Here is a 19,335-nt window from a genome sequence, read left to right on the forward strand (position 1 = left end):
AAAATTTGCTGAAATGTCGGAAGAAGTCGAGGGGCTTTGTCGACCGTTTTATGAAAATATTCCTAAAAAAATGATAAAGGTTTAATTTTTCCGTAACTTTTCTTAAGAAAGTCTCGTTATAATCTATGAAGAGATTGGTAAGGGAGGAAATGGTATGCTGTCATGGTTGGGCCGAGGTTCCACAGTGGAAAAAACCGGCGAACAAGAGGATGCCCCGGTACAGGAAACGACTGCAGCTACGGATAAGGTTGAGACTACAGATTCTGCAGCAGTAAAGGATACCTCGAATAAAGTTTCTTTGGCTGAACCCTTGTTAACCGTACGCAATGTGGAACGATCTTTCGACGTCGGCAGCCAGAAAATCCGTGTATTAAAAGGGATTAACCTGAGCTTATATCCGCAGCAGCTAATTATGCTTAGGGGACGATCTGGATCAGGTAAAACAACATTGATGAACTTAATGGGTGGTTTGGATACACCCACCGAAGGTGAAATTTTCTTCAAGGGGCGCCCGTTCCACACATGGAATGATGATAAGCGCACTGAGGTGCGCCGTAAGGATATCGGGTTTATTTTTCAAGCCTATGCCTTGATGCCTTTGTTGTCAGCTTACGAGAATGTCGAGTTATCACTACGCATGGCGAAAACCCCTCGATCAGAGTGGAAGGCAAGAATCCTTTCTTGTCTCGATTTAGTGGGCTTATCGAAAAGGATGCATCATCGCCCATTTGAAATGTCAGGTGGAGAGCAGCAAAGGGTGGCGATAGCGAAAGCGATTGCACATAAACCTAGTTTGCTGCTGGCGGATGAACCTACGGCTGAATTGGATAGCCAAATGGCTGCACAAGTTATGCAAGTATTCAAAGAGATCGTTGCGAGAGAGAATGTGTCGATTTGTATGACGACACACGATCCGACAATTATGGAGGTAGCAGATCATGTCTATGAAATGGTGGATGGCGTATTCGTCAAGTGATCGGACAGCGTTCAAACGCAGGAGCCGTAAAAGTGCAGGGGTATTGGCTGTTTTAGCGTTATCTGTCGCTCTAACAGGCTGTAACTTACTGCCAAGTGAACCGGAGGAGGAAGATTTGTCAGCTATTGAGCTGCCGAAAATTTCCGCGAAGCCTAATTATGATGTCGAGACCAAGACGCTGGAAACGACTGCGTCGGGCTCAGGCAAAATTCTATCTACGCAAGAAAAGCAATTATATTTTACATTAGAAGGTAAAAGACTCAAAAAGCTATACATACAGTCCGGACAGACCGTCGAAGCAGGACAGGCGATTGCTGAATTGGACGTCGATGATATGAAGAAATCATTGCGGAGGGATTCCCTCGCATTTAAGCAACAAGAAGTAAAGATGAAGCAAACACTCCGCGATAAAGACTCCATGGATGCGATTGAATTCGAGCAACAGATGCTCGATTTCGAGGCGTCACGGCAAGCACTTGCGGACACGCAAGAAGATATCGATAAGGCGGTTCTGACCGCTCCGTTCTCTGGAACGGTTGTTTCTGTATCCGTTCAAGAAGGTGCTCAGATCAAAGCTTATGACACCATTGCTGTTGTAGCGAACCCAGCAAGCTTAGTTGTGGCAGCGACTCTCAGTAAGGATGATCTTGAGAGAGTTGCAGTTGGAATGGAAGTACGGGTGGACATCAATAATGCAGGTCAGCTTAAAGGCAAAGTCAAGCAGTTGCCATTACCGTCAACAGAAAATGAGAACGGTGGGAATGGTGGTAACAGTCAAGGCAGTAATGGAACAGATAGTATTACGAAATATTTGTTAGTCGATGTGGCTAGTTTGCCAAAAACCGTAGTTAGAGGAACACCCTTATCGATTGATGTTATCGTGAATCGTAAGGAGAATGCAGTAGTCATTCCGTTGGCGGCTCTTCGTACGATCGGAGCGCGAACTTACGTGCAAGTCATTGAAGCAGATGGCAGCAAACGCGAAGTGGACGTGGAAGTGGGTCAACAAACACCAACGGTTGCAGAAATTTTGAACGGATTGACAACAGGACAGAAAGTCGTAGGACGGTAATCGATGAACGCACTCATTCGGTTTCTCTATCGCAAAATGTGGAATACACGCTGGATGACTCTCAGTACGCTAGCGGGATTGTTCGTCGCGGTTGCATTCACGACGAGTATTCCCATGTACGCGGATGGAGCTCTCAAGCGTGTTGTCTCTCAGTCGCTACAGGATAACAGTGAAGGCCTACCGGCAGGGTCGATGTTGATTCGTTATCAATCAACAGACGGCAAGACGGATATGGATAGCTTCAATAACGTTAATAAGTATATTCAAGAGGATGTAACCTCTCATATTGGATTCCCGATTGAAGTTACTCAACGCAGCGTATCCATTCGAAGTGGTGAAGTATCTCCAGAAGATCCGACTAAAGTGGATGCTAGCCGTACGCGTAAGCTAACGTTAGCTGCTTTTGGTGGGTTAAAGGAGCAATCCGAAATAGCAGGCGGCAAATGGTTTGCTGATCGTGCGGAAGCGGACGGAACACTTCAGGCTGTCATGATGGAAGAAGCCATGTTCCGTAATGACCTACATGTCGGGGATGTGTTGCTCTATCCGATATCTGGTGGATTGAATTTGACGCTTAGAGTCCAGATTGTAGGCTCTTTCAAAGCAACAGACGAGAGCAGCCCGTATTGGTACCAAGGATTAGAAGGATTGATGAACAATTTGTATATCGCGGAGCCTGCCCTTCAGGAGGATGTAGCAGGGAAATTGAAAATTCCCTTGCAAATGGCGAGCTGGTATACCGCTTATGATCTACGGGAGATCAAGACGAGTCAGCTTTCTCCGCTCACGAGTAAGCTCAATCGGATTGACATTGAAGTCTACAAAAAGCTGAAGGATACGCATTTAGAGCTTTCCTTCGCTGATATGCTTAGCGATTTCCGTCGCGACAGCATCCAACTTCAAACGATGCTGTTTACTTTAGCCGCACCGATGATTGCAATGGTGTTCTATTTTATTACAATGAACACGCAACAAGCGCTGGAGAAGCAACGTTCCGATATTGCCGTATTGCGAAGTAGAGGAGCGAGTACTAAGCAGATATTCATGCTTTTCCTGCTAGAAGGATCATTCCTCGGAATAATCGCCTTGTTAATCGGTCCATTGTTTGGATGGTTTATGGCCAAAAGTATCGGCTCGGCTACCGGTTTCCTAGAATTCGTTGATCGTAAGGCGATTCCAGTAGGATTCTCAATGGACGGCGTATTAGCTGGAGTGGCAGCGGTCGTCGTGGCCATTGCCGCAACGGTCATCCCGGCCTTAGTTTTTACCCGGACTTCGATCGTCGATTACAAGAGGCAGATGGCAAGAGGAGATCGGAGACCGTTTTGGCAAAAATGGTTTTTGGACGTCATTCTCCTTGGAGTTGCAGGTTATGGCTGGTACATGTTTAATGAACGTCAAATGGTGACGTTCAAGACGGGTATGACAACGGATCAGCTTAATGTACAGCCGTTCTTGTTCTTCGTTCCAGCAATAAGCATCTTCGCAGCGGGGCTTGTATTCTTAAGACTATTTCCGCTTCTGCTTAAGCTGGTTAATGTGATATGGAAAAAGATTTTGCCAGTTCCGTTATATTTGACGCTTATACAGCTGTCGCGATCTTCCAGGTCTTATTATCCGCTTATGATTTTACTTATTCTGACGCTTGGTCTAGGGGTATATAATTCGTCTGCTGCTCGGACAATCGGTCTGAACTCAGATGAGCGAATTATGTACAAATACGGATCGGACGTCATTGTGAAAACCGTATGGGATGCACAGGCGGAATTTAAACAGCCTACTCAATCACAAGGCGGGGGTGGTGGAGGAAGTGGTGGCGGTCAAGGCGGTGGCGGGGGTCAAGGTTCAAATCCGACACCTACTAAGTACAATTACAATGAACCGCCATTTGAGATCTTCCGTACGTTGCCAGGCGTTGAGCATGCTGCTCGTGTTTTACAAACGAAAAGTAGCTTAACGATATCAGGTAAAACAGCTGGTCAGGCGACGATTATGGGGATTGATAACGTCGATTTTGCACGTGTGGGTTGGTTGCGTAAGGATATGTATCAAGTCAATCCGTATAAGGATTTGGCATGGTTAGGCCAAGTGACTGAAGGTGCACTCATCTCTTCTAATGTTGCTAAGAAATTTGATTTGAAACGCGGAGATAAAGTACAGACGGTCATTCAGGAGCAATCGGTAGAGTTTATCATTCTCGATATCGTACCTTATTGGCCGAGTCAGTATCCGGATCAGACGCCATTCCTAATCGCGAATCTAGATTATATCTATGATCAGGTACCGCTTGTTCCTTACGACGTGTGGTTGAAGATGGAACCAGGAGCGAAAACTCCAGATATTATTCCCGTGCTACAAGGCAAGGGAATTGAAATTGCTTCGATTGATAGTATGAGGAGTGAACTCGCTTCGCAAAGTAAGCATCCCGCTAGGGGCGGAGTTTTTGGTATTCTAAGTCTCGGCTTCATTGTTACGATCATAGTTTCCTTGTCGGGTTATGTATTATTCTGGTTCTTCAATCTATCCCGTAGGGTCGTGCAGATCGGGATATTGCGGGCGATGGGCTTATCACGTAAGCAATTGACTGGCATGCTCATGCTAGAGCAGGTATTCACGGCTGGATTATCTATTGGTTTAGGTATCGGAATTGGAAAGCTTACGAGTATTCTGTTCCTTCCATTCTTACAAACGACGGATAATTCAACAAACCAGGTACCGCCATTCCGAGTCGTTTTCGAGGCTGCGGATACGATCAAGTTATATATTGTTGTTGCGGTCATGATGACAATCGGTGTCGCACTTCTCATTACACACATTAGGCGGTTGAAGGTTCATCAAGCTGTAAAACTCGGAGAGGAGCGCTAAATCCATGATCAATTGTGAAGGTCTCGTCAAGATATACAAAGCCGATGATTTGGAGGTTGTTGCTCTTCAGGGGCTTAATTTGTCCGTCAAGTCCGGGGAAATGATGGCTATTATCGGCAATAGCGGAAGCGGGAAATCGACTCTCCTAAATATTTTAGGAGGGCTTGATCGCCCGTCCGCGGGCCAAGTTGAAGTTGGACCTTGGAATTTACTTAAGGTGAACGACGAGGACTTGGTGAAATACAAGCGGGATACGGTAGGATTTATCTGGCAGAACAATGCGAGAAACCTGCTTCCTTTCTTATCTGCTCTTGAAAATGTCGAAATGCCGATGATGTTCTCAGGCAAGCTGGATCGCGAGTATGCTAAACAGCTGCTTGAGTGGGTGGGGTTAAAGGATCGCATGCACAACAAGCTTCAGCAGCTATCAGGCGGTGAACAGCAGCGTGTGGCGATTGCAATCTCCCTTTCTAATCGACCACAGCTTCTGTTAGCCGATGAGCCGACGGGCTCCGTTGATTCTCGTACTTCTGATGTCATTATGGATATTTTCCGTAGATTCAATCGTGAGCTCGGACTTACGATTGTTATTGTTACGCACGATTTGTCCCTCGCTGGTAAAGTGGACCGGGTTGTCGCGATCCGTGATGGTCTGACGAGTACAGAATTTATTAAACGAAATCCGAATCTGGATTTATCTTTGCCTTTGTCCGAGGGACAGTCTGCCGAAGAGATTCATGAAGCGTTTGTCGTTGTAGATCGGGTTGGACGTTTACAAATTCCGAAGGAATATTTGCAGGCATTAACGATTGGCGACAAAGCAACGATGGAATTTGATGGCGACAAGATCGTTATAACGAAACCGAAATCATTAGAGGGGGATCAATCCGCATGAAACAAAGAAGAAACAAAGCCCACAAGTGGGTTATGACTGGCCTTACTTTATCACTATTAGTTCCTACGTTAGCAGCTTGTAGTTCAAACGAGGGTAAGGATGCCGATAATCGCCGTACGCTCCGCATCGGGACGATGTATGGAAGCAAAGCGGATGAAACTTGGTTCCGCCAACAATTTACCGACATGTTTGAATTTACCCATTCGAACATCGATATCGAAGTCGTCCCTGCGATTGATTACAATGAGATGAATTTTGAAGATCAATCGAAAGAACAGGAGCGAGTTGACCCGATTAAGAAAGTAAAAGAAATTATGTCTGGATCCAATCCTGTGGATGTCATGATCATTGATGATACGACTGTATTCAGTCAATTGGTCAACGAGAGCTTATTGAAACAGTTGGATCCTTTGATTAAGGAAGATAAAATTGATGTTAATGAATTCGTACCTACGGTAATTGAAGGGATTAAGGAACAAGGGAATGGATTTATTTATGGTTTAACTCCGATGTTTCGTTCATCAGCTCTTTACTACAACAAGAAGCTATTCTCGAAAGCTGGGGTAGAGATTCCAACCGACGGTATGAGCTGGGATCAAGTGTTTACTTTAGCAAAACGAATGAAATCGGGTAGCGGTAAGGATGCTGTGTTCGGGTTTTCTTTCAACCAATGGGGAGCTGGAGACAATTTCTGGGACGTGCAAAACTTTGCTGCTCCACTCCAGTTAAGAATGTTTGACGAGAAAGGCGAGACCATGACGGTGAACACGCCGAAATGGCAATCCATTTGGGAAACGACAACGGGATTATACAAAGATCATGTCACTCCACATCAAGAGGATATGCAGTATGAGCAACCAGCAGATGGCAAGTATAACCCTTTCCAAGGGCAATTGTTCTTGAATGGAAGAGTCGCGATGACCATTGGAGATTATAGTCTGATCAACCAAATCCAACAAATGAACGATAACAGTGAGAAGCTAAAAATTGAAAAACTGGATTGGGACGTCGTATCCACGCCTTATCATGTTGGCAATGAAGGAGTCGGCGGGAATATGTATTTGAGTCAGCTATCTGCGATCAACGCAACTGCTGCAAATGCCGACGATGCATGGGAGTTTGTTAAATTCATGAACGGCAAAGAGTGGGCAAAGCTGAAGTCTCGCAGCACCTACGAATTATCTGCACGCACAGAGTTTGTTAAAGTAAAAGAAGGAATGTCCTACAATATTGATGCTTTTACGAAGATGAAACCATCGCCAGCATTAAATTCTTCGCTTAAAGATCAAGCCTTATATCAAGAAAAACCGAACCTGAACATGGTTAATGAGCTTGGATCGAGAGCTTATTCCGAAGTCATTCAAGGGAAAAAGTCGGTTAAGGAAGCTCTTGCGCAGTGGGAGACGAAGGGTAACGATCTATTACAGAAAATTAAGACGAATCCGAAGGGCAATATCGAGGGCATCTTCGACGATGTTGGGATGTCTGAAGAAAAGAGAAGAGTCATGGAAGCGGCTGGTGAATCTGTAACAATCATCGACTAACACTTCAAATATCGAAGCGAAAGTAACGGCTTGCCCAGTAGTTTAGGGTAGGTCGTTATTTTTTTCATAATTATGGGGGAATGAGATTCGAAATGGTCTTAGCCGCGCATGCTATGAGCATCTAAATAAAATTGGAGGGAACATTATGAAATGGATATATTGGTCAAGGCTATATGACAGCAAGTTCCAAGCAGGATGCCTGCTCCAACGCATGGAGCATGATAGCTGGGTGTTCGGAGTCGATGTACCACAGGAAATCGAGGTGTTCCGCTCAAGAAAGGGGAAGTATGGCGTACGTTTTTTACCTTGACAACAGTATTGGCAACAAGCCTAATCCTGTGCTAAGCTTGGTGTTAGCACATACAGGATGGGGGAAAGAACTTGCGTAGAATGCCACTATCAGCAGACACTGCTGTTAAGCTAGCGGAATATATGAAAGTGCCACTTGAGCATTTGATGCATATGCCACAGCACATCTTGCTACAGAAGTTAGGGGAGATGGCGAAGACCCAAACGACGGAACAAGAGAAGAACTTGGAAACAGAAGAAAAGAAAAGTGAATAAGTTGTTGACACGGGATAGTTCAATGTAGTATATTATTACTTGTCGCCAATAAGAGCGGCATTGCAAAAAGTGACGCGGGGTGGAGCAGCCCGGTAGCTCGTCGGGCTCATAACCCGAAGGCCGCAGGTTCAAATCCTGCCCCCGCAACCAACCTTTTCTCTGGACCGAGACGGGGGCCTTTAGCTCAGTTGGTTAGAGCGGTCGGCTCATAACCGATTGGTCGGGGGTTCGAGTCCCTCAAGGCCCACCAAGATTTTTTAAGGAAAGATTCATGCAATACATACCCTATTGAACGTGTTCATAGTAACATCGTTCCTCATGCCGGGGTGGCGGAATTGGCAGACGCACAGGACTTAAAATCCTGCGGTAGGTGACTACCGTACCGGTTCGACCCCGGTCCTCGGCACCACATAAGAAATTAATCACCACCCTTTCAATGCTTGGTTAAACAAGCCGTGAAAGGGTGGTTTCTCTTTGTATGATAAAGAATAGAGGTGGTCTTCGAATGAGGACAAGCTTGTTCGCAGAGATAAAAAATGATTGGGGCTCACTGTTGAAGGGGGAGCACGAGAAACCGTATTTTGGAGAGCTCCTTGCTCGTGTAGAAGAGCAGTATAAGGAGCTAACCGTATACCCTCCTCCAATAGATGTCTACCGCGCGCTGGAGTTGACACCGTATGAAAAGGTTAAGGTTGTGATTATTGGACAGGATCCTTATCACGGACCTACCCAAGCCCATGGGCTGAGCTTCTCTGTGCGGCCTGGTGTTAAAGTGCCTCCGTCGCTTCGGAATATTTACAAGGAGCTGCAGGATGATCTAGGTTGTCCAATACCAGGTCACGGTTTCCTTGAGCATTGGTCAAAGCAAGGGGTGCTACTACTGAATAGCGTTCTAACGGTCGTAGAGAGCAAGCCAAACTCGCATCGTAAGATAGGGTGGGAGAGGTTTACGGATAAGGTTATAAGTCTCCTTAACGAGAGAGAGACGCCAGTCGCTTTCGTGCTATGGGGTAAGCATGCGCAGGACAAAGGGAAATATATCGACCAGTCTAAGCATTTTGTGCTCAACTCGGTTCATCCTAGCCCTTTGTCCGCGTATGGAGGTTTCTGGGGAAGTAAACCATTCTCACAATGCAATACATTCCTAAGGGAAAATCACCAAGAAGAAATCGATTGGCGTATCCCGGAATTAGCGATCGAATGATGAAGAGCTCTTACCTTCTAATACGGCTTTGTAGGTAGAGGGAATATAGGTGACTGCTTTTACTTGGCTGATCACTTGAATGTAATTTAGATTTGGATCCGGAAGCAAAACCTTGTATTGGATATGAGCTTCACCTTTAGTGAACTGAATGCCAGTGATTTCAATACCATAGCCAGGATGGGGAACTGTCGCGGAAACTGTCACTTTAGTAACGGCGTCCGATTCTTTATCTAAGATAAGATCCACATCTTTCAGAAGTTGAGATTCCGGGATCGGAGAAGATTTCTTGCTCGCAATGAACTTAACGGTTCTGTTAATCATTGTTGTTGCTTCTTTTTGGGTAACCTTGCTCTTAGGGTTAATCCTTTGCTGGCTATCTGTCGTAATAATCTTGGCGATTAGAAGCTTCTGAATGCTATCCATGTATCCGTCAGAAACTTTGTTGGCATCGGAAACAACTTGAAATATTTCGATCCAAGCATAATCACCCGTATGGCTTAATGCTCCGAATAACCATTTGGCGAATTGCTCTCGTGTAACTTTGGAAGAAGGGTTGATGTCTTTCGAGAGCTCTAGCCCGTTAAATTGAGCAATGATAAAATCATTAGCGTACGAAGCATTATCGTTAACCTTTGTATAATAGTCACTGGCCTTAGGGGCTTTAAAGAAGCGAATGTTATCAATGTTCAAATTCAAGCCCTTTACGATCATGGTTACAGCTGTAGCAACATCTATACTGCTTTTGTAATCATCGTGCTTGCTATCATTTTTAGCTTTATGAGCGTACACAGAACCGCTGATTGCCATACTGAATATCGTAATAAATAACAGAAGCATAAGTGGCTTTTTGAATAAATTCCTCATTATAATTCCTCCATTAATTTTCATCTTTTCCCAATTGGTACCCCTTAGACGTTAAGGATTAAGATAATGTTGCGAAGATTAGTATATGTATTCAAAACAAAATCCCCACCAAGCTCACTAGTGCTTAGTAGGGAAGGGGTAATTATCTCTGTTCGAACTTAAAAAAATTAGCACTAGCATGCTTGTTCAAAATCTAATTAACGTCCACCGGACCGACCACCTGATTGACCGCCAGTACGACCACCAGTACGACCGCCAGAGCGACCGCCAGTACGACCGCCAGTGCGACCGCCAGTACGACCACCAGATTGACCGCCAGAGCGACCGCCAGTACGACCGCCAGAGCGACCACCAGTACGACCGCCAGTACGACCGCCAGTGCGACCACCAGAACGACCACCAGAACGACCGCCAGTACGACCGCCAGTACGACCGCCAGAGCGACCACCAGATCGACCGCCAGAGCGTCCACCTGGACCGCCGAGAGCATTTAATTCGATACTCATTATTAATTCCACCTCCTATTTGTAAGGATGGCTTAGTGTATGAGATATCGAAGAGGATCGAAATGGACAAGTATAGGGTACACTCTAAAAGGGGCTTAGAACAGTATGAAATCGTTTATTCAAACAAATCATCCATCAGCTTTTTGATTTCTCTTTTCCTTATTGTCGTTTCTGAAGGATCCAGTCGAATCTCTCCATTATCAAATAGGATTGAATCTCCGACTTTAGCATCGTGAGGTATTGACTCCCTAGGGAAATCTCTTGTCTCTCCATCAATTTCGATAACGACTATATCATCTTCAAACCGATCAATCACACCGTTTTTCATTATTTCACCTTTAGAAATGAGATTTTTGTGCCGTCGCTAACAGCAGTAACGGTTCCGTTCAGATCCGTTCTATAGGTCGTTACTTTAGCTGTTTTTAACCGATTGAGTATCGTTGCAGCCGGATGACCATAGCTGTTATTTTTGCCTACGCTGATAATAGCATATTTGGGTGCTACGGCTTTAAGGAATGCGGCACTTGTTGATGAAACCGAACCGTGGTGCCCCGCCTTTAAGACATCTGCCTTCAATGTCTCCTTCGCTGCGATCATGTCGTTCTCCGCCTTCTTCTCGGCATCACCTGTGAAGAGGAAGGAGTTAGATCCATAGGCAAGATGAAGTACGGCGCTCCAGTCATTTAAGTCGTCTCCATAGCTTTTGGTTGGTCCAACGAATTTAGCGGTCACTCCCTTCAAGGGAAGTGTAACTCCGGCTTTAGCTTCTTTGATCGTTAACCCTTCTTTTTTCACAGCTAGCAGAAAATCCTTGAACGTGTCGGTAGTGTGGGATACTTTAGGAGCGTATACGGCTTTAACTTTAAATTTCTCGAGAACGGTATCAAGTCCTCCAACGTGATCGGCATCTGGATGAGTCGAGATCAGAATTTCGATATCGTCAACGCCTAATTGTTTAAGGTAATTCACAACGATATCACCTGCATCATTTTTGCCTGCATCGATTAGAATATCGTCTCCAGCTGCCGTCTTGATATAAGTGGCATCTCCTTGCCCGACGTTAAGGAAGTAGACTGAGAGCTTTCCTTTGGCTGGAGCTTTGATTTTATCAGCTTTTAAACTAGAGGTGTCCTTGGCGCTGCTTGAAGTTGAGCTGCTAGAAGAATCTTTGGGTGCCACTTCAGGTGATGCCTTGGGTGTTGTCGTTGTTGTACTGCTGCCATTGTGATAGTGATATTCCCCATCTTTGAGTCCCCATTTCGCACAGTTTGTGCGACAAGTATGACCGCCATTAGCATCAGTTCGTCCTGGATGGGCCATGGATACGTTTGTACTCATTAAAATCATTGAAAATGTAATAAGAGTAAGTCCTATTTTGCGCATGGGAGTGCTTCTCCTCTGTGAAGTAATCATTTAAGTTTACATGGATTAGTAGAAAACTCCAAGGAAATAAATGTTACGGGTTTTTAGTTTTTGGATGTGACGGACTAGCTTTTGTCCACGTTTGGCTCTTTCATAAACCAGGAGATATGAGTGCATCGTTTACAAACTAAGATCGTTGCATTTTTGTTCGCCCAATCCAAGCCGAAAAAGGACAACCCCGTTGTATTGAGCTGTCTGTAATCCTTATCAAATGTGTCATTTTGGCAACAAGGGCAGACGATTGAGGCACCACCAGCAATATATTTCATGAATGTACCCTCCTTAATAGGAATTTAGTTAGGGAGATTGTTCAGGAGAGAAGCAGCTAACCGTGTCTCATCTGTAACGGCCTGATGTAGAACCGCCTTCGTTTCGAATGATAAGGTAAATAATTAAACCTATAACGGGGAAGAAGAGGAGAGCTACAAGAATAAGAAGTGCAAATTCTGTGCTATACCCTTTACGTGAAGCATCTCGATAAGCCCATACGCATATAGCGATGTGAACGACGAATAGTACAATTGCGATGATCACAAAAAAAATAAGAATTAGTCCGAAGCTTTCAGGTAAGAAATCAGGCATCATGGTAAAAACCTCCTTTTCATCATTTTAGCACAGGGAGTGAGGGTGGGGAGGAGGTAGGAGAGAATATGCCAAGCTTGCTTTCTCGTGAAAAAGTTGATAGTTTCTTATTTTAGATATAATGATACTAAAGTGTTAGTGGTAGGAGGGGGGGAAGCTTATGGTTGATGAAAACAAACATGTAGATGGGAAGCATTGTCCCTTATGCGGCTCACATAATCAATGTAGCGTTGAGAGCGGCGATTGCTGGTGCTTTCATAAGAAGGTGCCGCTTGAGCTAAGGGATCGAATTCCTAAAGAGCTACGAGGAAAGGTTTGTTTATGTCGTAAATGCGTTGAACAATTTAATGCACAACAGAGCTGCTGCGATACTGAGTCGGTGTAGTGTTGATTGTTTTCTTGAACATTTTAGAAAATAACAAGGGGTCGTCGTAGCCAACAGAACGTGCGATATCACCAATAGATAGATTGGAGTTCTGCAGAAGCTCGCAGGCTTTCCTCATACGATATGAAATTAAATAATCCTGAATACTCGTATTCATGACTTCTCTAAATAAAGAGCTTAAATAGCTCCGTTGCAATCCTATAAAATGGGCTATAGAGGTAACTGTAATCTTATTAGCATAATTAAGCTCGATAAAATGAACAACCTGAGCGATGTATTTCTCTCTGCTGTTTCCGTTGGCGGTCTCAGTCTGCAAGGCAGGACAATATTGAACGAGCGTAGATAACCAAATGTAGAGGAGCCCGGTTAGCTTAATTTCACGACCATTTTTCATGGCGCTCGATTCAATCATCATATCGATACAATGTTTGTAGAAGTCGTCATCTGGACCGCTGTTAAAGAGGGGTTGTTCATCCCAGAGATTTGCTTGCTTCAGCAATGTTGCGGCTTTGATCCCATTAAATCCGATCCAACAATAGCGCCATGGATTCTCTTCATCTGCTTTGTAATAAGTAACGGTTCCAGGACAGATGAGGAATCCTTGGCCCTTTCCCAGACGATAGGTTTTTCCAGCGATCTCGAAGATCCCTTCCCCGTCTAAGATATAATGAATTTTATAATATTCCCTTACCGCAGGTCCGAAAGAATGACCCCCCGAACATTGCTCCATACCATACTGAATCAAATGAAGATCAAGCTGATGCAGGTTTTGTGGAAGAAATTCAATCATAGGCCGCTCCTAATCGCTTAGACTCAATCGTTTTTCATACATTTTACAGTAAAAACAGATCATTAACATGCTTATTTGACGAATAGTAATCTGACGAAAATAACAGTAATTCATAAGCTTCAACATTTGTTATTGCTGACCACCCAGAATACGATCAATGCTCAGTAGTTCTTCGTCGCTAAAGGCTAGATTGTTCAGAGCCGCCACATTTTCTTCAATCTGACTTACCTTGCTTGCGCCAATAAGAGCAGAGGCTACTTTTCCGCCACGCAGCACCCAAGCAAGTGCCATTTGAGCTAAGCTTTGGCCCCTAGTTGCTGCAAGATCATTCAATTTCTTAACGATAGCGAGCTTGGCATCGGGGATGCTGTCTGAATTAAGAAATCCACTATGACCTGCAACGCGGGAGTCTGAAGGAATTCCATTCAAATATTTATTCGTAAGTACACCCTGAGCCAACGGAACGAACCCAATTGTTCCAACCCCTTCGTTCTCAAGTACATCCTGCAAGCCTTCCTCAATCCATCGCTCTAGCATGGAATAACTCGCCTGATGGATCAGACAAGGCGTGCCTAGACGCTTAAGCTCTTTGATCGCTTTCTCCGCCTCAACCGCTTTATAGTTTGAAATACCAACGTATAAGGCTTTTCCTTGACGGACAATTAAATCTAGCGCAGCCATTGTTTCTTCGATTGGTGTTTCTGGATCTGGACGGTGATGGTAATAAATATCGACATAGTCCAGTCCCATGCGCTGTAAGCTTTGATCTAAGCTTGCGACTAGATACTTTTTAGAGCCAAAATCACCGTAAGGGCCTGGCCACATATCAAAGCCAGCTTTAGTGGAGATAAGCAATTCATCCCGATAGGGGGCGAAATCTTTCCTTAATAACTGACCGAATGATTCCTCGGCTGACCCGTAGGGTGGTCCATAATTGTTAGCGAGATCGAAATGAGTGATGCCAAGGTCAAAAGCTTTGCGTACAATGGCACGGCCGTTCTCGAAGACATCCTGTCCACCAAAGTTGTGCCAAAGTCCCAATGATAGAGCAGGTAGCTTAATACCACTATTTCCACAGCGATTATATTGCATATCGTTATATCTGCTTTCATTTGCCCAATAAGACATTATTATATCCTCCTGCAAAAAAAGTATTGTTTAGTCAATACAATTATGAGGATGTATAGCTCTAAATCATATAGTAGAAAGCGCTATGAATATGGCATAATGCCTGATTTTTTAAGGAGCAGCAGCTTATCGCTAAGACAAGCAAAAATGAAAAGAGAGTGTTGGCGGTAGGAGGGTTCAATGAGAAGCGGGAACTCGGAATGAGAGGTTGATTAGAATTCTCACAAGGGGTTTATATAATGGTTAGAGTTATACATAACCAATTAGAAATCGAGGTGATAGAAATGGGTAAAGTTGCGCTATTAGCCATGTTAATTATGATTCTAAACCCACAGGCAATTGTGACTACAGTTGATAACGTAATAACGATCGATAGGGATAACGTTATTAAAACGATTGTAGTAAATGAATAGTTAACATATGTCTGTTAAATACGAGGAAAAACCCCGCTTGACCAAGTGTGGTCAGGCGGGGTTTACAACTAATTAAGCCGTAATAGGTTGTGATTCTGCTAGTTTGCCTGTTGGTCCCTTTTCTACGATACTTGATTTTTTAAGGAAGAACCCGAGGATTAAAGCAACAATAACGACCACTAACCACATTATAAAAATCATTGTCAATCCGATACCTGCACCAATGACGGCTCCAGCTTGTTCAGCATCATTCGCAGCATCAGAGATAACTCCACCTGCTCCGATAGCGCCAGCAACTCCAACGACAAGCATGGTAAGAGTCCAATATAGCGCGAAGTTTTTAAGTACATTCCATGCGGTTCCGCCTTCTCGTACTTCATTCACTTTTAAGTATCTTTTTGCGAAGTAGACAGGCAATACGATAGGACCGATTAAAAGAGTACCAATTGGCCATCCAATTACATTGTTGCTACGTTTTTTTGCGTCGAAGAATGTCCATGCCGCGAGAATAACCCATAAGATCCAATACCACACAGTTAGTTCCTCCTGATTTTTCCTCGTCGGTTGAGGTAATGGCTATGTAATTTCTGTCGACATTATTTTACATCAAAAGTCCTGATTTGGCGATAGATGGAATTTTTAAACTCTTAACTTGTAGGGTTCATTTTAACTTTATTCCCTTTTGAAAAATAATGATTCTGAAGCGAGGTTATAAATCCTCGCTTTTTAATCTTTCCCAGATGACGTCCCCAGAACTTGCGTTCTAGCGGCAGCATCATGCGGGGGGGTTGTCATAGACCGATTCTGAGGTGCCAGAACAACTGAAAAGGTTTGAATCGAGAATGGTCATGATTCAACCACCATTATTTTAGCAGTGATCATTTGAACCAGGACGAAGAGCACTATTTTAAATTCGTGACATTAGTAACGCAGTAATGGAGCTTGAGGGCAAGATCCTCAGCTCCTATCGCACAACGTATGATGGTCTTCATGTCATTGAAGTGGAGTTCCAGAATAAGGTTCGGAAATAATCGGTAGCACATATTTGAGAAAAAATGTCTCGAGGTATAACGCTATTCTAAGTCATATCTCCTCTAGTTGCTCATCATGGGGAGGAGTTCGGAATTCATTCTCCATTATTTCTTGAAGATTGTCTGACTGTTCGGGGGCATCGGCCATGTCAGCAGCAAGCTCTGCAATTTGTTCTTCATAGGTATGATTTTCAAGATCATCGATGTTTCTTTCGGTCATTGGTAAGCCTCCTAAGTGGGGTTCATTACCAAGTAATTATTCGCTTTAGGATTACTTTTTATTCAGGATATTCAGGGCGTTAATACGTCCGAATACGCCGTGAAGTAGATGACATTAAACAATTAGAAATCCAGGCTAGAAAGATAGCATCGCATATTTCCGAGTGACGAGTATTGGTGAAAAGGTTTAAGCGAAGTTAGTCAGTAGACACATATTGCGCAACAGATGGGAGGGATACACGCATGTCAGCACGAAGAATACTGCATTACCTCTGAAGCAACTTGGATGTTAGATGCACGGGCCAGGTACGCATTCAATAGATTCCTTCCTATGTCTATTTCGTCTGGATGGAATCGTATTTATTTTCTTTTCAGTGTATTGAGCTTGCACAAGACTATTATTTTCATAAACCAAAATAAGTCGCGGTACTCCAAACATAACTCCTTCAAAGGTTAATTTGCTCACATACTCTTTCTTTTCAATTCCAGAAGGGGAGTCAACCCTTATATCATATCCAATGCTTCCCATAACACTTTTGACTTCATCCTTGCTCATACCAACAAACAATTTGGAAGTCTGTTCTTCATGGTATATTGGTTTCCCGTCCAAATACTTGACGTATCTAAAGTAGTCGATTGTTGAGAATATCGACATAAGGATCGCACCCAATAAGAGAAAACAAGAAAGCCCAATTATCCAGTCTTTTAAACTTAATTTTGTTGACGTCTCCAACAAACATACCTCCACGAGATTTTCCTTGTATTTTACACTGATAAACAATGTTAGACAATATTTTCCTAGAATAGTCGAGATAGAAGTTACTGCGTAGTTCGACAATTAAGCGAAGGAGTGAAATCGATGTCTAGTGAGGTAGAGGAAATTAGAAATGAATTATAATCCAAAGTTGCAGTAATTGATAAACGCATCGAACGTAGAAGCAGAGTGACCTTCTTCGATGAAACAAAGCAAGTCGAATTGCTTCACGGAGAAGCGTTAGCTTATGAAAAGGTATTAAAGATGTTGGAGAAGTACTGAACAGCACGACGATCATTGAAAGGAGTCATAGCCTATGAACCAATTAGTATCCCAACAACCTATGACTATCGAAAGTTGAGACAGTGTTAGATTCGGAATGAAATGATGCAATCGTTTTGGTCGAAATGATGACACCTCAATGGTTCGAAGATGATAACGGTCTTTATTGCTTCGATATCGAATGTCCGGGAATTTTTAACGCCAAGGAAGAAGAAGCAGATAGTATTTATCATCTGTTTGGCAATAAATTAGAATGGCTTATGGACTGCACTTTTATTAAAGGCACACAATCCGACAAAGACCTGATCGAACAGAATATGGCGAGGGAGTTCGAACGTACAAGGGAAGAACTAGAACACCACAAGAAAGTCACATTAAGCGCAACGGTGGATAATGAATTACTTCGTACCGAACTAGTAGCAAAGGATAAGGTATTGTCCTTCGGCAAGGAAATTATCGACATAGCGCTCCAAGGCGGCGATGCGGACGGAGGATGTATTCAAGAATTGGGAGTAAAGCACGGTTCACTACTAGAGGATCGTTACGAATCTGCAATACACGGTGAAAAAGGGAGAAGGGAGGGGATAAAACCGGAAACCAATTAGATTCCCGGCTTATAATTATAGAGCGCCACACTCTTGTGCGATTTTGGTGGCTTGCTCACCATGTTCTTCATTTACGATTGCAGTTAATATGATGTCGACTCCAGACACCATTCCTTGTCCGCTGGAACTATAACCACTGGCACTAACGCTAGTCGCAGCTAAAATTCCTGAATCATTATTAAAATTACCGCCAAGTGTAAGAGAACTCAGACTCGGAATATCTCCAGTAATTGAGTTTAATGGACTAGCACCGCCACCAGGATATCCATCGAACCTGTCTATTGCAGAATCAATTACTTCAAACTCGCTCATCATTTTTTCTAAAGCTTTACTGGCTTGCTCTGGGCTATTGAAATAAGCAATAATCGATTTTTCTGCCATAGGTTAATTCTCCTTCTGTGATCTACATCCACCAACTTAGCCTATCCGATTCAACAATCTGTATGCATGAAAACTAAAATGAAAAACCCCGTCCTAGCTGGGGAGCCGGCGGGGGAATCAGGATAGCGCAAATTCGGCTTCGGCAACGGATAAGAGATGCATTGTTATACGACGAACGGATGAAAAGGTTCAAAAGACACCTCTATAGGTTTTATTAATTGACAATTTTAACGACTTAAAGGTACACAAAACACTATATTGGATATGATGTGACACAAAGAATAGCCCCTCAGAACGATGTATACGTTCTAAGGGGCTACTCTTTGCATTCATTAAGCTAACGGGCAGTTTAACGTGACGGTTTTGAAGAACTTTCGATAAATAAAGTAGTAGATGTCCTGGCTTATTTTCAAATCAGGTAGACTCATGATATTAGGTCCTTCAAAGCGGAGGGATGTGCGCCTAACAGGATCGTTGATATAATGAAAACAACTTACTTGATGAAAATGGGGGAATATATTTTGAAGGAAAATGATTACACGAGATTTGTGCCTACAGCCCCCGCTGGCTCTATGCTGTCGTTTTTGGTGCTGGACGATGTTCTAGAGAATAACCTCATGGATTTGGCTTCCGACATTCTAGATAGATACAGTTTTGATAATTTAAACGATAAAAACTATCCTATAATCACGGCAGCGGCTCGTTACGGCAATAAGGCGTTATTTTAAAAATTAATCGCGCTCGGCGCGGATATTAACGCTATGACTCATGTGAAATCTGCTGCCGTCGACAGGGCTCTTGCATTTAATAATGATGAAGGTGTCCGTGCCTTGCTTGAGCTGGGATTTGAGAT

The 19,335-nt window shown here is 43.6% G+C and carries 23 protein-coding genes and 3 tRNA genes; 14 read left to right on the plus strand and 12 right to left on the minus strand.

What is annotated here, in order from left to right; genetic code table 11:
• Positions 1 to 154: 154 nt before the first annotated feature.
• The 11 genes from M1K58_RS18320 to M1K58_RS18370 all read left to right on the plus strand — a co-directional run bounded on the left by M1K58_RS18320 (position 155) and on the right by M1K58_RS18370 (position 9,120).
• The gene (locus M1K58_RS18320) at positions 155 to 976 is read left to right on the plus strand and encodes an ABC transporter ATP-binding protein (RefSeq protein WP_256760281.1); all 822 of its coding nucleotides are present in this window, start codon (positions 155 to 157) and stop codon (positions 974 to 976) included.
• A complete protein-coding gene (locus M1K58_RS18325; RefSeq protein ID WP_306220522.1) occupies positions 939 to 2,048 on the plus strand; it encodes an efflux RND transporter periplasmic adaptor subunit in 1,110 nt (369 codons plus the stop codon). Before M1K58_RS18320 ends, M1K58_RS18325 begins: the two co-directional genes overlap by 38 nt.
• 3 nt (positions 2,049 to 2,051) lie before the next feature.
• Positions 2,052 to 4,913 carry an ABC transporter permease gene (locus M1K58_RS18330; protein ID WP_256760282.1) on the plus strand — a complete coding sequence of 954 codons (2,862 nt, stop codon included), beginning with the start codon at positions 2,052 to 2,054 and terminating at the stop codon, positions 4,911 to 4,913.
• A gap of 4 nt (positions 4,914 to 4,917) precedes the next feature.
• Positions 4,918 to 5,808 (plus strand): ABC transporter ATP-binding protein, encoded by an 891-nt coding sequence (locus tag M1K58_RS18335; RefSeq protein WP_256760283.1) that lies wholly within the window; start codon positions 4,918 to 4,920, stop codon positions 5,806 to 5,808.
• Positions 5,805 to 7,352, plus strand: a complete 1,548-nt coding sequence (locus M1K58_RS18340) for an ABC transporter substrate-binding protein (protein WP_256760284.1) — start codon at positions 5,805 to 5,807, stop codon at positions 7,350 to 7,352. The genes M1K58_RS18335 and M1K58_RS18340 overlap by 4 nt, the downstream gene beginning before the upstream one ends.
• Positions 7,353 to 7,497: 145 nt before the next feature.
• On the plus strand, positions 7,498 to 7,662 hold the full coding sequence (locus M1K58_RS18345) for a hypothetical protein (RefSeq protein WP_256760285.1): 165 nt from the start codon (positions 7,498 to 7,500) through the stop codon (positions 7,660 to 7,662).
• A 71-nt stretch (positions 7,663 to 7,733) separates the two neighbouring features.
• Positions 7,734 to 7,916 (plus strand): YycC family protein, encoded by a 183-nt coding sequence (locus tag M1K58_RS18350; protein WP_256760286.1) that lies wholly within the window; start codon positions 7,734 to 7,736, stop codon positions 7,914 to 7,916.
• 73 nt (positions 7,917 to 7,989) lie between these two features.
• Positions 7,990 to 8,066: transfer RNA gene (locus M1K58_RS18355), tRNA-Met, on the plus strand.
• A 23-nt stretch (positions 8,067 to 8,089) separates the two neighbouring features.
• A tRNA-Ile gene (locus tag M1K58_RS18360) sits at positions 8,090 to 8,166 on the plus strand.
• 70 nt (positions 8,167 to 8,236) lie between these two features.
• Positions 8,237 to 8,325 (plus strand) — tRNA-Leu (locus M1K58_RS18365).
• Positions 8,326 to 8,421: 96 nt separating this feature from the next.
• Positions 8,422 to 9,120, plus strand: coding sequence for a uracil-DNA glycosylase (locus M1K58_RS18370; RefSeq protein WP_256760287.1), 699 nt, complete (start codon positions 8,422 to 8,424; stop codon positions 9,118 to 9,120).
• Here M1K58_RS18370 and M1K58_RS18375 read toward each other — a convergent pair.
• The 6 genes from M1K58_RS18375 to M1K58_RS18400 form a co-directional block, all read right to left on the minus strand.
• Positions 9,106 to 9,984, minus strand: a complete 879-nt coding sequence (locus tag M1K58_RS18375; protein WP_256760288.1) for an S-layer homology domain-containing protein — start codon at positions 9,982 to 9,984, stop codon at positions 9,106 to 9,108. The two genes, M1K58_RS18370 and M1K58_RS18375, sit on opposite strands and share 15 nt — an antisense overlap.
• Positions 9,985 to 10,181: 197 nt before the next feature.
• Positions 10,182 to 10,490: a hypothetical protein gene (locus M1K58_RS18380; protein WP_256760289.1), complete on the minus strand. Its 309-nt coding sequence runs from the start codon at positions 10,488 to 10,490 to the stop codon at positions 10,182 to 10,184.
• 115 nt (positions 10,491 to 10,605) lie between these two features.
• Positions 10,606 to 10,818, minus strand: a complete 213-nt coding sequence (locus tag M1K58_RS18385; RefSeq protein WP_256760290.1) for a DUF3006 domain-containing protein — start codon at positions 10,816 to 10,818, stop codon at positions 10,606 to 10,608.
• Positions 10,818 to 11,873, minus strand: coding sequence for an MBL fold metallo-hydrolase (locus M1K58_RS18390; RefSeq protein WP_256760291.1), 1,056 nt, complete (start codon positions 11,871 to 11,873; stop codon positions 10,818 to 10,820). The genes M1K58_RS18385 and M1K58_RS18390 overlap by 1 nt, the downstream gene beginning before the upstream one ends.
• Before the next feature lie 104 nt (positions 11,874 to 11,977).
• Entirely contained in the window at positions 11,978 to 12,181 is a 204-nt protein-coding gene (locus M1K58_RS18395; protein ID WP_256760292.1) for a hypothetical protein, read from the minus strand.
• Between the two features lie 67 nt (positions 12,182 to 12,248).
• Positions 12,249 to 12,497 (minus strand): hypothetical protein, encoded by a 249-nt coding sequence (locus tag M1K58_RS18400; RefSeq protein WP_306220523.1) that lies wholly within the window; start codon positions 12,495 to 12,497, stop codon positions 12,249 to 12,251.
• A 157-nt stretch (positions 12,498 to 12,654) separates the two neighbouring features.
• Here M1K58_RS18400 and M1K58_RS18405 point away from each other — a divergent pair, with 157 nt between their 5' ends.
• Positions 12,655 to 12,879 (plus strand): cysteine-rich CWC family protein, encoded by a 225-nt coding sequence (locus M1K58_RS18405; RefSeq protein WP_256760293.1) that lies wholly within the window; start codon positions 12,655 to 12,657, stop codon positions 12,877 to 12,879.
• Here M1K58_RS18405 and M1K58_RS18410 read toward each other — a convergent pair.
• From M1K58_RS18410 to M1K58_RS18430, 5 genes are all read right to left on the minus strand, one after another.
• Entirely contained in the window at positions 12,839 to 13,669 is an 831-nt protein-coding gene (locus M1K58_RS18410; protein ID WP_256760294.1) for an AraC family transcriptional regulator, read from the minus strand. The genes M1K58_RS18405 and M1K58_RS18410 overlap by 41 nt on opposite strands.
• A gap of 129 nt (positions 13,670 to 13,798) precedes the next feature.
• On the minus strand, positions 13,799 to 14,797 hold the full coding sequence (gene mgrA / locus M1K58_RS18415) for an L-glyceraldehyde 3-phosphate reductase (protein WP_256760295.1): 999 nt from the start codon (positions 14,795 to 14,797) through the stop codon (positions 13,799 to 13,801).
• Between the two features lie 485 nt (positions 14,798 to 15,282).
• Positions 15,283 to 15,744, minus strand: coding sequence for a hypothetical protein (locus M1K58_RS18420; RefSeq protein WP_256760296.1), 462 nt, complete (start codon positions 15,742 to 15,744; stop codon positions 15,283 to 15,285).
• 549 nt (positions 15,745 to 16,293) lie between these two features.
• The gene (locus tag M1K58_RS18425) at positions 16,294 to 16,461 is read right to left on the minus strand and encodes a hypothetical protein (RefSeq protein ID WP_256760297.1); all 168 of its coding nucleotides are present in this window, start codon (positions 16,459 to 16,461) and stop codon (positions 16,294 to 16,296) included.
• 288 nt (positions 16,462 to 16,749) lie between these two features.
• Positions 16,750 to 17,193 (minus strand): hypothetical protein, encoded by a 444-nt coding sequence (locus M1K58_RS18430; protein ID WP_256760298.1) that lies wholly within the window; start codon positions 17,191 to 17,193, stop codon positions 16,750 to 16,752.
• 419 nt (positions 17,194 to 17,612) lie between these two features.
• Here M1K58_RS18430 and M1K58_RS18435 point away from each other — a divergent pair, with 419 nt between their 5' ends.
• Positions 17,613 to 18,101, plus strand: a complete 489-nt coding sequence (locus tag M1K58_RS18435; protein WP_256760299.1) for a hypothetical protein — start codon at positions 17,613 to 17,615, stop codon at positions 18,099 to 18,101.
• A 15-nt stretch (positions 18,102 to 18,116) separates the two neighbouring features.
• Here the strand turns inward: M1K58_RS18435 and M1K58_RS18440 are convergent, their stop codons facing one another.
• Positions 18,117 to 18,482, minus strand: coding sequence for a hypothetical protein (locus M1K58_RS18440; protein ID WP_256760300.1), 366 nt, complete (start codon positions 18,480 to 18,482; stop codon positions 18,117 to 18,119).
• 482 nt (positions 18,483 to 18,964) lie between these two features.
• Here M1K58_RS18440 and M1K58_RS18445 point away from each other — a divergent pair, with 482 nt between their 5' ends.
• On the plus strand, positions 18,965 to 19,210 hold the full coding sequence (locus tag M1K58_RS18445; protein ID WP_256760301.1) for a hypothetical protein: 246 nt from the start codon (positions 18,965 to 18,967) through the stop codon (positions 19,208 to 19,210).
• Positions 19,211 to 19,335: the final 125 nt, after the last annotated feature.

Origin of the sequence: Cohnella sp. WQ 127256 (assembly GCF_024519285.1) — a bacterium.
GTDB lineage: Bacteria > Bacillota > Bacilli > Paenibacillales > Paenibacillaceae > Cohnella.